The 12,862-nt window shown below is 65.0% G+C and carries 15 protein-coding genes; 7 read left to right on the forward strand and 8 right to left on the reverse strand.

Annotation, left to right across the window (positions count from 1 at the left end; genetic code table 11):
- Positions 1 to 23 precede the first annotated feature (23 nt).
- Both F7P65_RS14695 and F7P65_RS14700 read right to left on the reverse strand, forming a co-directional pair.
- Complete coding sequence (locus tag F7P65_RS14695) at positions 24 to 260, reverse strand: hypothetical protein (RefSeq protein WP_150293003.1); 237 nt, start codon at positions 258 to 260, stop codon at positions 24 to 26.
- Positions 261 to 311: 51 nt separating this feature from the next.
- Positions 312 to 734, reverse strand: a complete 423-nt coding sequence (locus F7P65_RS14700) for a VOC family protein (RefSeq protein ID WP_150293005.1) — start codon at positions 732 to 734, stop codon at positions 312 to 314.
- Between the two features lie 80 nt (positions 735 to 814).
- Between F7P65_RS14700 and hisN the strand changes: the two genes are divergently transcribed.
- Positions 815 to 1,600 (forward strand): histidinol-phosphatase, encoded by a 786-nt coding sequence (gene hisN / locus F7P65_RS14705; RefSeq protein WP_150293007.1) that lies wholly within the window; start codon positions 815 to 817, stop codon positions 1,598 to 1,600.
- Positions 1,601 to 1,626: 26 nt separating this feature from the next.
- Here hisN and F7P65_RS14710 read toward each other — a convergent pair whose 3' ends face one another.
- Positions 1,627 to 2,331, reverse strand: a complete 705-nt coding sequence (locus F7P65_RS14710; RefSeq protein ID WP_150293009.1) for an SIMPL domain-containing protein — start codon at positions 2,329 to 2,331, stop codon at positions 1,627 to 1,629.
- Between the two features lie 101 nt (positions 2,332 to 2,432).
- Here F7P65_RS14710 and F7P65_RS14715 point away from each other — a divergent pair, with 101 nt between their 5' ends.
- The 3 genes from F7P65_RS14715 to F7P65_RS14725 are packed head-to-tail and all read left to right on the forward strand — an operon-like array spanning position 2,433 to position 4,052.
- The gene (locus F7P65_RS14715) at positions 2,433 to 2,867 is read left to right on the forward strand and encodes a VOC family protein (RefSeq protein WP_150293011.1); all 435 of its coding nucleotides are present in this window, start codon (positions 2,433 to 2,435) and stop codon (positions 2,865 to 2,867) included.
- Positions 2,868 to 2,872: 5 nt separating this feature from the next.
- A complete protein-coding gene (gene gloB, locus F7P65_RS14720; protein ID WP_150293110.1) occupies positions 2,873 to 3,595 on the forward strand; it encodes a hydroxyacylglutathione hydrolase in 723 nt (240 codons plus the stop codon).
- 55 nt (positions 3,596 to 3,650) lie between these two features.
- Positions 3,651 to 4,052, forward strand: a complete 402-nt coding sequence (locus F7P65_RS14725) for a hypothetical protein (protein ID WP_150293014.1) — start codon at positions 3,651 to 3,653, stop codon at positions 4,050 to 4,052.
- A gap of 6 nt (positions 4,053 to 4,058) precedes the next feature.
- Here the strand turns inward: F7P65_RS14725 and F7P65_RS14730 are convergent, their stop codons facing one another.
- From F7P65_RS14730 to ruvA, 3 genes are all read right to left on the reverse strand, one after another.
- Positions 4,059 to 5,837, reverse strand: coding sequence for an AMP-dependent synthetase/ligase (locus tag F7P65_RS14730; protein ID WP_205452082.1), 1,779 nt, complete (start codon positions 5,835 to 5,837; stop codon positions 4,059 to 4,061).
- Between the two features lie 106 nt (positions 5,838 to 5,943).
- The gene (ruvB, locus tag F7P65_RS14735) at positions 5,944 to 6,963 is read right to left on the reverse strand and encodes a Holliday junction branch migration DNA helicase RuvB (protein WP_150293016.1); all 1,020 of its coding nucleotides are present in this window, start codon (positions 6,961 to 6,963) and stop codon (positions 5,944 to 5,946) included.
- Complete coding sequence (gene ruvA, locus F7P65_RS14740) at positions 6,960 to 7,568, reverse strand: Holliday junction branch migration protein RuvA (RefSeq protein WP_150293018.1); 609 nt, start codon at positions 7,566 to 7,568, stop codon at positions 6,960 to 6,962. Before ruvA ends, ruvB begins: the two co-directional genes overlap by 4 nt.
- A gap of 143 nt (positions 7,569 to 7,711) precedes the next feature.
- Here ruvA and F7P65_RS14745 point away from each other — a divergent pair, with 143 nt between their 5' ends.
- Positions 7,712 to 8,338, forward strand: coding sequence for a DUF1345 domain-containing protein (locus F7P65_RS14745; protein WP_150293020.1), 627 nt, complete (start codon positions 7,712 to 7,714; stop codon positions 8,336 to 8,338).
- A 148-nt stretch (positions 8,339 to 8,486) separates the two neighbouring features.
- Here the strand turns inward: F7P65_RS14745 and pgeF are convergent, their stop codons facing one another.
- A complete protein-coding gene (gene pgeF, locus F7P65_RS14750) occupies positions 8,487 to 9,242 on the reverse strand; it encodes a peptidoglycan editing factor PgeF (protein WP_150293022.1) in 756 nt (251 codons plus the stop codon).
- Between the two features lie 166 nt (positions 9,243 to 9,408).
- Here pgeF and F7P65_RS14755 point away from each other — a divergent pair, with 166 nt between their 5' ends.
- Positions 9,409 to 11,025: an amino acid permease gene (locus F7P65_RS14755; protein ID WP_150293024.1), complete on the forward strand. Its 1,617-nt coding sequence runs from the start codon at positions 9,409 to 9,411 to the stop codon at positions 11,023 to 11,025.
- Between the two features lie 40 nt (positions 11,026 to 11,065).
- Here the strand turns inward: F7P65_RS14755 and F7P65_RS14760 are convergent, their stop codons facing one another.
- Positions 11,066 to 12,334, reverse strand: a complete 1,269-nt coding sequence (locus F7P65_RS14760) for a multidrug effflux MFS transporter (RefSeq protein ID WP_150293026.1) — start codon at positions 12,332 to 12,334, stop codon at positions 11,066 to 11,068.
- 199 nt (positions 12,335 to 12,533) lie between these two features.
- Between F7P65_RS14760 and F7P65_RS14765 the strand changes: the two genes are divergently transcribed.
- Positions 12,534 to 12,830, forward strand: a complete 297-nt coding sequence (locus F7P65_RS14765) for an SEL1-like repeat protein (RefSeq protein WP_150293028.1) — start codon at positions 12,534 to 12,536, stop codon at positions 12,828 to 12,830.
- The last annotated feature ends 32 nt before the right edge of the window (positions 12,831 to 12,862 follow it).

A 12,862-nucleotide genomic window follows, 5' to 3' on the forward strand; every position in this document is an offset into this window, starting at 1 on the left:
GACTTTCGGTCACAGGCGGGCGATCAGGCGGCGGGCAGCAGGATCAGAGGCGCGCAGAGCACGAGAATCAGGGCGACCATGATTCGCTGGCCGCGCGAAACACCCAGCGGTTTTTCGCGCCAGATCATCGGGCAACTCAGCAGCGCGAACAGGATCAGCAGGTTGGACAGCATCGCGGAACCGCCGACCGGCATGTCCTGCCGCAGCGCCAGGGCCGCGAACAGCGCCATGAAACTCAGTATCCAGCCGACCAGTGCCATGTGTAACTCCCGCGATTTCCAGGGAGAATAGACGGCGGGCGTTGCCGAAACTTAAACTTTCCAGGGGTCGTAGGTGCCGAAGCTCCAGACATTGCCCTCCGGGTCGAGCGCGTCATAACCGCGACCGGGATAGCCGATATTGTCATGCGGCTCATTGACCACGACCGCGCCCTCATTGCGGGCGTGCAGGCAATGGGCGTCGACATCGGGCACCACGACATAGATGCAGGTCGTGACCCCGCCCAGTTCGCGTGGCGTGGCCCAGGTGTAAAGCGATTCCCCCTCCCCGTCGCGACGGCTGCCGAGCATCACCATGCCCTCACCCAGCACCAGTTGCGCGTGATGAACGATATGGGGGTCCGCCTCATCCTCATAGGAAGCATGCACTTCAAAACCGAAAGCGTCGCAGAGAAATCGGATGGCGGCAGGCGCATCGACATAACGCAGGCCGGGGATGACGGGTGAGCCGGGCATCGGGTCCCTCCTTGTGGGATCGCGGAATCGGGATGGCGCAGCCTAGCGCGATCCCCGCTTTACCGCTAGGCGGGTAGATTATGACGACCCGCGACGATCTGGCCCTTGCCAACCGCCTAGCCGATGCCGCCGGCGCGGCGATCCGCCCCTTCTTCCGTGCCCGCTACGACATGGAATTCAAATCCGACAAGTCGCCCGTGACCGAAGCCGACCGCGCAGCGGAAGCGGCGATCCGGGCGATATTGGAAAAGGAACGACCGCAGGATGGCATTATCGGCGAGGAATATGGCGCGACCCGCGAGGATGCCGAGCGGGTGTGGATCCTCGACCCCATTGATGGCACCCGCAGCTTCATCGCCGGGCGGCCGATTTTCGGAACGCTGATCGCGCTGACGCAGGCGGGCTGGCCGACGGTCGGGATCATCGACCAACCGATTGCCAAGGAACGCTGGGCCGGGATGATGGGGCAGCCGACGACCTTCAACGGCAAGCCGGTGACGACACGGGCCTGCCGCGATCTGGACGAGGCTATTCTGGCGTCGACCGCGCCCCAGCTCTTCCCCGGCTGCACCGGTGAGCATTTCTCCCGGCTGGCCGGTCAGTGCCGCGATACGGTGTGGGGCGGCGACTGCTATAATTACGCACTCGTGGCGTCAGGCCATGTGGATATCGTGGTCGAGGCGGGGTTGAAGCTGCACGATCTCGCCGCGCTGGTGCCAGTGGTCGAGGGCGCGGGCGGGCGCATGTGCGACTGGACGGGCGAACCGATCACGGCGGACAGCGACGGGCGGGTGATCGCGCTGGGCGATCCGGCGCGGCTCGACGACGTGCTGGAGGCTCTGTCCGAAGGACATGACCATCATTAGGCTGCTTATTATTTCATCGATCAGGCTTAATTGAGGTAAAAGTCGACGGTCGTGACGACGCGGACCTTTTTGTAGGGCGTGTCGCTGGCGCCATCGGCTTCTCCGTCGCGCGGTTCGATCGAGAAATAGCCCTGGGTTGCACTCTTGATGCCGCCGACGCTGGCGCCGCTGTCGCGGGCGAACTGTTCGGCGGCAGCGCGGGCGTCTTTGGTGGCGGAGGCGACCATCGGCGGCTTCACATCATTGAGTTTGGTGAAGCTGTAGCGCATGCCCGATCCCTCCTGCAGCGTGACGCCGCGCCGGACGAGGTCGAATTGCTGCGCGACCGCGCGCTGGGCGCGGGCGATGTCGGTGGTGCGCAGCAGCATGCGCTGGGTGATGGTGATCGTGTTGACGCCATTGTTGATATATTGATTGACCCCCGCCCCGGTCGCGGTCAGCGCGTCGGGCCCGAATCCCAGACCGGCGAAATAGGCGCGCAATTCCTTCGTATTATCGTCGATCTGGGCGCGGACGGCGGGCAGGTCGAAACCCGTGGCGGAATAGCTGATCGACCAGGTGGCGAGGTCGGCGGTCACATCCTTTTCGGCAAGGCCGCGCACGGTCACGGATCGGTCGGCCGCCTTGGCGCGTTTCAGTCCGTCCCCCAGCAGATAGCCGCCGCCGAGTATCCCGACCGCCAGCAGGCCCGCGCAAGCCAGCAGGATTTTGTCACGATCGGCCAAAGCCATGGCAGTCCCCTTCCTTCCGGAGCCAACGCATCTTATCTTGGAAAGGTTCCTGCCATGGATGAGATGAACCGTTGCTTTATGGCGACGAATGGAGTGGAGAATTGCCCAAATATCTGCACACGATGATCCGCGTCGCGGATGTCGACAAGACGATCGCCTTTTTTGAGCTTCTGGGCGTGAAAGAGGTAAAGCGTTTCGACAGCGAACAGGGGCGCTTCACGCTGGTCTATCTGGCCGCGCCGGGGGACGAGGATGCGCAGGTCGAACTGACCTACAACTGGCCCCCCGCCGATGGCGGCCCAGCCGAAACCTATGATGGCGGGCGCAATTTCGGTCATATCGCCTATCAGGTCGAGAATATCTACGAAAGCTGCCAGCGGCTGATGGATGCGGGTGTGACCATCAACCGCCCGCCGCGCGACGGGCACATGGCCTTCATCCGGACGCCCGACAATATCTCCATCGAACTGTTGCAGGATGGGCGGCTGGACCCCGCCGAACCCTGGGCGTCCATGCCCAATGTCGGCGTCTGGTGAGCGCCATGCTGGAGGTGGTCCGCATCCCCGTCCTCAACGACAATTATGTCTGGCTGCTGCACGACGGGGCGAGCGGCGAGACGGTCGCTGTCGATCCCGCCGTCGCCGATCCGGTGCTGGAGGCGGCGGCGGCGCGGGGCTGGACGATCAGCCAGATCTGGAACACCCATTGGCATGGCGATCATGTCGGCGGCAATGCCGCGATCAAGGCGGCGACAGGCTGTGCCATCACCGGCCCCGCGGCGGAGGCGGAGAAGATCGGCACGCTCGACCGGACGGTGGCGGAGGGCGACAGGGTCAGGATCGGCGATCATGCGGCCGTGGTGCTGGAAGTGCCCGCGCATACCGCCGGGCACATCGCCTATCATCTGGCGCAGGATCGCATCCTGTTCGTGGGCGACACGCTGTTCGCCATGGGGTGCGGCCGGCTGTTCGAAGGGACGCCCGCGCAGATGTTCGCCAATATGCAGCGCCTTGCCGCGCTGCCGGACGATACGGCGGTCTATTGCGCGCATGAATATACGCAATCCAATGGCCGCTTCGCGCTGACCGTGGAGCCGGACAATGCAGCACTGCGCAGCCGCATGGCGCAGGTCGACGCGGCGCGCGCGCGCGGCGAGCCGACCGTCCCGACCAGCATCGGGTTGGAGCGGGCGACCAATATCTTCATGCGCGCGCGGGACGTCGCCCAACTGGCCGAGCGGCGGGCGGCCAAGGATGCCGCATGACGGACCGCGCGGCCTGTGGCCGTCTTATCAGCGGGGACGAATGAGGAGAGAGGTCATGCGTCCATGGATAGTTCTGGCGCCGCTGCTGATCGCGGGATGTTCGGGCAGCTATGAACCGCCCCGGCTGACCGAAAAGCAGACCGGCGAGCTGGAAAGGGCGCTGGCCGGCAAGGTCGCGGGCGAAAAGACGAGCTGCGTCAGCCGCCCGTCCCAGGCGACTCTGACCGCGATCAGCGGCAGCGTCCTGCTCTACCGGGTCAACGGACGGCTGGTGTACCGCAACGACCTGATCGGAAGCTGTCCCGGCCTGACGCGCGGCGACACGCTGATCATCAAGAGCTGGGGCTCGCAATATTGCCGGGGCGACATCGCGACCAGCGCCGACCTGCCGAGCGGCATGGTGACGGGCAGTTGCGCGCTGGGCGACTTCACACCCTATCGCACGCCGGGGAAATAGCCGCGATTAGCCCTTGTACAGCGCGTCCAGGCGATCCTGATAACGGGCGCGGATGACGTGGCGGCGAATCTTCATCGACGGCGTCATCTCGCTATTGTCGATGGTGAAAGGATCGTCGGCCAGCGCGAAGCGCCGCACCCGCTCGATCACCGAGAGATCGTCATTCACCCGGTCGACCGCCGCGCGGAGCGCCGCCTGATAGGCGGAATCGGCTTCGATCCCCTCGACCGGCCGCCCCTGCGCCTCCGCCCATTCCCGCGTCCATTCGGCATCGGGCACCAGCAGCCCGACCAGATGAGGACGGCGGTCGCCATAGACCATCGCCTGACCGATCTCCGGCTGGAGCGTCAGCATCCCCTCCACCTTCTGGGGCGAGACATTGTCGCCCTTGTCGTTGACGATCAGGTCCTTCTTGCGGTCGGTGATGCGGATGCGGCCCCTGTCATCGATCTCGCCAATGTCGCCGGTGTGCAGCCAGCCGTCTTGCAGCGCCTTCTCCGTTTCCGCCGGATTGCGCCAATAGCCGTGCATCACCAATTCCCCGCGCACGAGGATCTCGCCATCCTCGGCAATGCGGACCTCCACGCCGTCGAGCGGCGGACCGACCGTGTCCATCGCAATGCCGGCGCGCGGGCGGTTGCAACTGATCACCGGCCCGGCCTCGGTCTGGCCATAGCCCTGAAGCAGGGTCAGCCCCATCGCATCGAAGAACAGGCCGACGTCGGGATTGAGCGGCGCGCCGCCCGACACCAGCGCCTTCATCCGCCCGCCGAAGCGCGCCGCGATCTTGGGCTTCAGCGTCCGCGCCAGCAGCGCCTTCATCGGCAGGTCGAGCAGGGATTTGCGCCCGTCCTGTTCCTTCGCAGCGATGCGCATCGACTGGCCCAGCAGCCAGGTCGGGAATTTGCCCTGTTTCTCGATCGACTTGATGATGCGGGTGCGCAGCACTTCGAACAGGCGGGGGACCACGACCATGATCGTCGGCCGGGTTTCCTCGATATTGCTGGCGAGCTTTTCCAGCCCCTCCGCATAATAGATTTGCGCTGCCAGCATGATCGGCATGAACTGGCCGCCACTATGTTCATAGGCATGGGACAGGGGCAGGAAGGACAGGAACACTTCCTCGTCCCAGCCGAAATCCTGCTCAAGCAGCCGGCCCGCCCCCTCGATATTGCAGAGGATGGAACCATGGTGCTGCATCACCCCGCGCGGCGCGCCGCCGGTGCCGCTGGTGTAGATGATGCAGGCCAGATCGTCGCGCCGGGCCGTCTGGCCGGCGGCGCAGGCGTCGATGTCAGTGGGATAATGGGCGATCAGGTCGCTCCATACATGGCAGGCGATATGGCCCTGCGTGCCGCGCAAGGGCTCCATGCCGATCACGAAGCTCGCCTGCGACCGCAGCACCGCGGGCATCAGGGTCTGCGCCAGCTTGGCGGTGGAAACGATGACCGCGCGGGCGCCGCTGTCGGTCAGGATATGCTGGTGATCGCGGGTGGTGTTGGTGGTGTAGGTCGGCACCGTGACGCAGCCCGCCGCCATGATGGCGAGGTCCGCGATGCAGAATTCCGGCCGGTTTTCGCTGACCAGCATCACCGGATCGCCGGGCTTCAATCCCTGCGCCTGGAGCGCGCTGGCGAGCGAGGCGACTTCAAGGGCCACTTCGGTCCAGCTCAGCGACTGCCACTGGCCCGCCGTCTTGCGCCACAGGAAGGGCGTGTCGCCCATCGCCTTGGCACGGGCGAAGAACATGGTCACCAGATTGGGAAAACGCTCAATCGCCCTCAAAACGGCATCTCCTCACTTGTGGCGGGTCTGTATCGCCTGCCCGGCAGCCTATAGCCGGGCCATGCCGTAACGGCCACGGTTTTTCGGGGTTTTGCCGAGATTTGCCTTAGTCGAACAGCCCGTCCTGGACATTGGACGGCGGGTTGAGGCCAAGATGCTTCCAGCCCGGTCCATTGAGGCAACGGCCCCGCGCGGTGCGGGCGATCAGGCCGAGCTGGATGAGATAGGGTTCGATCACTTCCTCGATCGTGTCGCGGGCTTCGGACAGGCCCGCCGCCAGCGTTTCGACCCCCACCGGCCCGCCGCGATAAATATCCGCGATCATCATGAGGTAACGCCGGTCCATCAGGTCGAGGCCGAGATGGTCGACCTCCAGCCGGGTGAGCGCGGCGTCCGCCACCTTGGCGTCGACCGCCGGCGCGCCCGCGACATTGGCGAAATCACGCACCCGCCGCAGCAGGCGGCCGGAGATGCGCGGCGTGCCGCGCGACCGCCGGGCGATTTCAATGGCGCCGTCGGAGGTGATGGCAAGGTCGAGCAGCCGCGCGGCGCGGCGGACGACCAGTTCCAGTTCCTCGACGGTGTAGAATTGCAACCGCACCGGAATGCCGAAGCGGTCGCGCAACGGCGTGGTCAGCAGGCCCTGCCGCGTGGTCGCGCCGACCAGGGTGAAGGGCGGCAGGTCGATGCGCACCGACCGGGCGGAAGGCCCCTCGCCGATCATCAGGTCGAGCGCGCGGTCCTCCATGGCGGGATAGAGCACTTCCTCGACAGCGGGATTCAGGCGATGAATCTCATCGACGAAGAGCACGTCGCCTTCATCCAGATTGGTGAGCAGGGCGGCCAGATCGCCCGACTTGGCGATCACCGGGCCGGAAGTGGCACGGAACCCCACGCCCATTTCGCGGGCGACGATCTGGGCCAGTGTCGTCTTGCCGAGGCCGGGAGGGCCGAAGAAAAGGACATGGTCCAGCGCCTCGCCGCGCCCCTTGGCGGCCTCAATGAAGATGCGCAGATTTTCGCGCGCCGCCTGCTGACCGACAAATTCAGCCAGCGACTTGGGGCGCAGCGCGGCGTCGGCATCCTCGACCCGGCGGGTGGACGCAATCAGGCGGTCCTCGCTCACTTGGCGGCTTTCCGCAGGGCGAGACGGACAAGGGCATCCAGCGATGCGCCGTCACCCAGTTCCTCTTCGGCGGCGGCCACGGCCGAACTGGCTTCGGCAGGCCTGAAGCCGAGATTCTGGAGCGCCGACAGGGCATCGGCGCTAAAGCCGCCGCTGGGGACCGCCGTCAGCCCAATGCCGACCGCGCCGGCGGACGTGGGTACAGCGCCGATCTTGTCCTTCAGTTCATTGACGATGCGCTGGGCGAGTTTCGGGCCGACGCCATTGGCGCGCGCCACCATCGCCTTGTCGCCGGTCGCAACCGCGCGATGCAGTTCCGCCGGTTCCAGCGCGGAGAGAATGGCCAGCGCCACGCGCGATCCCACGCCCTGCACGCCGGTCAGCAGGCGGAACCAGTCCCTCTCCTCCGCCCGCGAGAAACCGACCAGCCGGATCGCATCGTCCGACACCAGCATTTCGGTGTGGACCGTCACCGCCTCCCCCACAGGCCCCAGCGCCGCCAGGGTGCGGGACGAGGCGCCGACCAGATAGCCGACCCCGCCGACATCGATGATGGCATGGTCCAGCCCCGTGCTGTCCAGCCGCCCTTTCAGTTTCGCGATCATGCCCCACGCCCTTTGGTCATGGTCTGTTCTTTAGGGGGCTTGTTCCGGGGGCGCCAGTCAAAAGCGATGCCCTTTGGCCTCATCGGTCGAAGGAGATGGGAAATGCCTTGTGAAAAGCCGATTTTGCCTTTTCTATGCACAGGATGAGCCGCCCGCAAATCTTCCCCTGGCGCTACGCCATGTTCCTGGCGTTGCTGGCCAGCATGGCGCCCTTTGCCCTGTTGCTGCCCTGGCATGAGGCGGTGATGGCGGGGTTCGACATAGCAGCGCTGGCCTTTTTGCTGTCGGCCTGGCCGCTGCTGGATTCCGACCCGGATTCGATGCGGCGCAAGGCGGCGGACAATGACGCCAACCGGCAATTGATGTTGCTGCTGACCGGGATTGTATCTCTGGTGATCCTGGTCGCTGTCGGCGTGGCGGTCAGCCAGCACGGCGGGCCTGGCGCGGCTTCGATCGCCCTGTTGCTGGCGACGCTAGCCCTGGCCTGGCTGTTCTCCAACCTCGTCTATGCCATGCATTATGCCCATATCTTCTATCTGGCGAACGAGGGGGGCGGGGACAGCGGCGGACTGGATTTTCCCGAAACGGATGAGCCGGGCTATTGGGATTTCGTCTATTTCGCCTTCACCCTGGGCATGACCTTTCAAACCTCCGACACAGCCGTGACGTCAACGGCGGTGCGGCAGACGGTGGTGTTCCATTGCCTGGCGGCCTTCGTCTTCAACCTCGGCATCCTCGCTTTCACGATCAACGTGCTGGGCGGGAGCTAATATCTTGGGGCGTGTAGGGATTTAGCCCATGGCGGGCTGCAAATGGCGGCTTTCTGCGCTTCCGGTGCTCACGTACTTTAAGTACGCTGCGCGCCGGTTCTCGAACGCCACCATTTTCGCCTCACCCTGAACTCAATCCCCACACACCCTAGAGCACGATCATCGAGATTTGCCGGCCATAATCCGGCTCGCTGCGATGGCATGAGCGCCGGTAGCTGTAAAAGCGATCAGGCTGGCTGTACGTGTCCTCATCCAGCATTTCGATCCGCCCGATGCCCGCCCCGGCCAACCGGGCCGCGACATAAGCGGCGATGTCGAACTGGCAATGGCCTTCTCGCCCCGCGGTGAAGAAGCGGTCATTTTCTCCATCTTCCGCCGTGAAGCGGGCGACGAAATCCAGCGTCACTTCATAAGAGGAGCGGCCGATGCACGGGCCGATGGCGGTGGCGATCCGGCTGCGGTCGGCGCCCAACGCCTCCATGGCGTCAATCGTGCGGTCGGTGACGCCGCCGATGGCGCCCTTCCACCCGGCATGAGCGGCCCCGACAATGCCCGCCCGCGCATCGGCGAACAGCACCGGCACGCAATCGGCCGTCAATATGCCCAAGATCAGCCCCGGACGATCCGTCACCATGGCGTCGGCGGCGGGCCGGTCGGTCTCGGGAATCGGCGCGGCGACGGTCACGACGTCGGGCGAATGCACCTGATGCACCGTCACCAGAGTCGCGCCGGGCAGCAGAGCGTCGCGCACCAGATCGCGGTTGCGCAAGACCGCTTCCCGTTCATCGGCCGAACCCAGGCCGACATTCAGCCCGGCATGAACACCCGTCGAAACACCTCCGCGCCGCCCGGCAAAGCCATGTTTTACATCGCTCAGGGCCGGCGTCCGCAGCAGTTCGATCATCCGTCACTCCTTTAGGGACCGGCTTGGAAAGCGTTATGGATCCATGTCTCAAATGCGCAACATACTTGCGCGCGCCAGATTAGGCGATAGTCTCCGCTTCATCACAAAAGGGGAGTGGCCGCAACGGTCGCCCGGGCAAAAGACATCGAAGATAAAGGGCTCCATCATGATTTTCGGGCGCATAAAGCCTTTGGATGCCATATTGGCCACGGCCGAGAAGAAATCGCTCGTCCGGACATTGGGGCCGATCCAACTGACATTATTGGGTGTCGGTGCCATCATCGGCACCGGCATTTTCGTTTTGACCGCCGCCGCCGCGCAAAAGGCCGGGCCGGGCATGATGTGGAGCTTCGTGATCGCGGGCGCGGTCTGCGCCTTCGCCGCGCTCTGCTATTCGGAAATCGCATCGATGGTGCCGGTTTCGGGGTCCGCCTATACCTATACCTATGCGGTGGTCGGCGAATTGCTGGCCTGGATGGTCGGCTGGGCGCTGATCCTGGAATATGCGGTCGCCGCCAGCGCCGTGTCGGTCGGGTGGTCCGGCTATTTCATGGGGCTTTTGAAAAGCATAACCGGGCTTGAATTACCACAGGCCCTGTCCGCCGGTCCGGTCTGGACGATGCATGGCCTGATCCCCCACGCCGATTTCGCCCATGGCGTCATCAATGTTCCCGCCATCGTCGTCGCGCTGGCCGTCACCGCGCTGCTGGTCATCGGCACCACCGAAAGCGCCCGCGTCAACGCGGTGCTGGTCGCGATCAAGGTGACGGCGCTCACCGCCTTCATCATCCTGACGCTGCCGGCGCTCAAGACCGGCAATTTCTCGCCCTTCGCGCCCAATGGCTGGTTCGGCCCGGAGGGCACGAGCGGCATGGGCATTGTCGGCGCCGCCGCTTCGATCTTCTTCGCCTATGTCGGCTTCGACGCAGTGTCGACCGCGGCGGAGGAAACCAAAAATCCCCAGCGCAACGTGCCCATCGGCCTGATCGGCAGCCTTGCGCTCTGCACCGTCTTCTACCTGCTGGTGGCCGCCGGCGCGGTCGGCGCGATCGGCGCGCAGCCCGTCCTGGGTCCCGACGGTTCGGTGGTCGCGCCCGGATCGCAGGGCTTTGCCGCCGCCTGCGCCACCGCCGCCCATGCCAAGGATCTGGTCTGCTCCAATGAGGCGCTGGCCCATGTGCTGCGCCAGATCAACTGGACGGTCGTGGGCAATGCGCTGGGCCTCGCGGCCAACCTCGCCCTGCCCTCGGTCATCCTGATGATGCTGTTCGGCCAGACCCGCATCTTCTTCGTGATGGCGCGCGACGGCCTGCTGCCCGAAAAGCTGGCCAGCATCCACCCGAAGTTCAAGACGCCGCATATCGTCACCATGCTCACCGGCGTCTTCGTCGCCATCGCCGCGGCGCTGCTGCCCGTCGGTCAGTTGGCCGACATCTCCAACTCCGGCACGCTCTTCGCCTTCTTCATGGTGTCGATCGCGGTGCTGGTGCTGCGCGTCAGGGAACCGGGCCGGGCGCGGCCGTTCCGCACCCCGGCGGTCTGGGTGATCGCCCCGGTCGCGGCCTGCGGTTGCGTGTTCCTCTTCCTCAACCTGCCTGTCGACGCGCAGATGGTGCTGCCGGTCTGGGGCGGCTTCGGCCTCGTGCTCTATTTCCTCTATGGCTATCGCAAGAGCCATGTCGGGCGCGGAATGATCGAAACCCACGAGCAGGATGTCGGCATTCCACCGCAGCCGGTTCCGCCCCTGCCGGGCGCCCACACGCCAGGCGGCCAGGACGCCTGATCGAACGCAAAACGGGGCGGGTCACACCGCCCCGTTTTTTTTAATGCATGCCTTCGAATTCGCGCAGCGCCGCATGATGCGGCCGGGTGAACAGCCGCCCCTTCTCCGCCCAGACCACGATCAGGAAGGAGATCGCACCGAAGCTCGCCAGCCCCAGCGTCAGCGGCATGGTCGTCCCGTCAAAGGCCCGGCCGACCATGCTGCCGAGCGCGCTCGACACCGCGGTGGTCAGGAACGACTGGAAGGAGGAAGCGACGCCCGCCCCCTTGGCGAAGGGCTCCATCGAGATCGCGCTGAAATTGGACGCGGTGAAGGCGACCGTCAGCATGGTCGCAGCCTGGAGGACCATGAAGGTGACGATCGTCTCATGCCCCGACAGGACCACCGACACATGGATCAGGTTGATCGCCACCAGCACCAGCAGCGCCGTCTGGCTCAGCCGCCGCGCACCGAAGCGGGAGACGAGGCGGCTGTTGAGCAGGCTGCCGATGCCCATGCTGCCCGCGATGCAGGCGAAGGCGATGGGAAAATATTTCTGCGCGTCGAAAATATCGAAGAAAATCTGCTGCACCGACAGGATAAAGCCGATCAGCCCGCCCATCACCACGCCGCTCGCCAGCATATAGCCGATGGAACTGCGCGTGCGGACGATCGTGCCGACCGCGCCGAAGATGGTTTTCGCGCTCATCCGAAGCCGGTTTTCCGGCAGCAGCGTCTCGGGCATCCGGCTCAGCATCCACAGCAGGACCAGCGTCGCCAGGATCGCCAGCGCCCAGAAGATCCAGCGCCACGGCGCGATCCACAGGATCGCCTGGCCGAAGGTCGGGGCCATCACCGGGATCAGCATGAACACCGCGAAGATCAGAGACATGACCCGCGCCATGGCGTCGCCCCGGAAGCGATCGCGGATGATGCCGACGGTGATGACGCGGCTGGCGCCCGCGAAGAATCCGGCACAGGCACGCCCGACCAGCATCATCGTGAAGCTCTGCGCCCCGGCGCAGGCAATGGAGGAGAGGATGAACAGCGCCATGGCGCTGCCCAGCACCCGCTTGCGCCCGAATCGGTCGGACAGCACGCCGAACAGCAGCGACCCGAAGCCCAGTCCGAGAAAATAGATGCTGATGATGAGCTGCCGGTCATTGGCATGGGGAATCGCCAGATCGCGCCCGATTTCCGGCAGAGCGGGCAGCATCGGGTCGATCGACAGCGCGTTCATCGCCATCAGGCAGGCGCAAAGCATCACGAATTCGCGAAAAGCTATGTCCTGTTTCGGGGGCGCCGCGGCGGTTTCGGGGCGAATGGTCATGGCAGGGGCTATGGGGATATTCGCGGGGCGGCGCCACCCCTTTAGTAGCCCCTGGAGGCCGTTAACCGTGTGAAACGCCCCATTTGCGTCATCCGACCTCCCCTTGCCGCGATCGGCGTTAACCATTTTTTATCCGCATTCGATGCACTCTGCCGCTCGTCGAAAACCATCATGACGATTCCACAGGGGGAATTGGGTTATGGCGAACAGTCTGAAGAGTGCGCAGTTTCTGATGGAAAGCCGGCTTTCGGGCGCGGCAAGCGAATCCGCGGAAGCCTGTTTCGATCTGGGCGTGGCCTATAGCTGCGGCACCGGCGGCGTCTCGGTCGATCTGATCGAAGCGCATAAATGGTTCAATCTCGCCGCGCTCAGGGGCAGCGAGGAAGGGCAGGCGATGCGCGCGGAAATCGCCGGGGAAATGTCGGCGCGCGAAATTGCCGAAGCCCAGCGCCAGGCCCGCGCGCTGATCGCGATGACGCCCTTGCGCGCGGCCTGAACCGGCCCAAAACCCGATCAGGCCCAAACCCG

This window comes from Sphingobium estronivorans, from assembly GCF_008692605.1.
Classification (GTDB): Bacteria; Pseudomonadota; Alphaproteobacteria; order Sphingomonadales; family Sphingomonadaceae; genus Sphingobium; species Sphingobium estronivorans.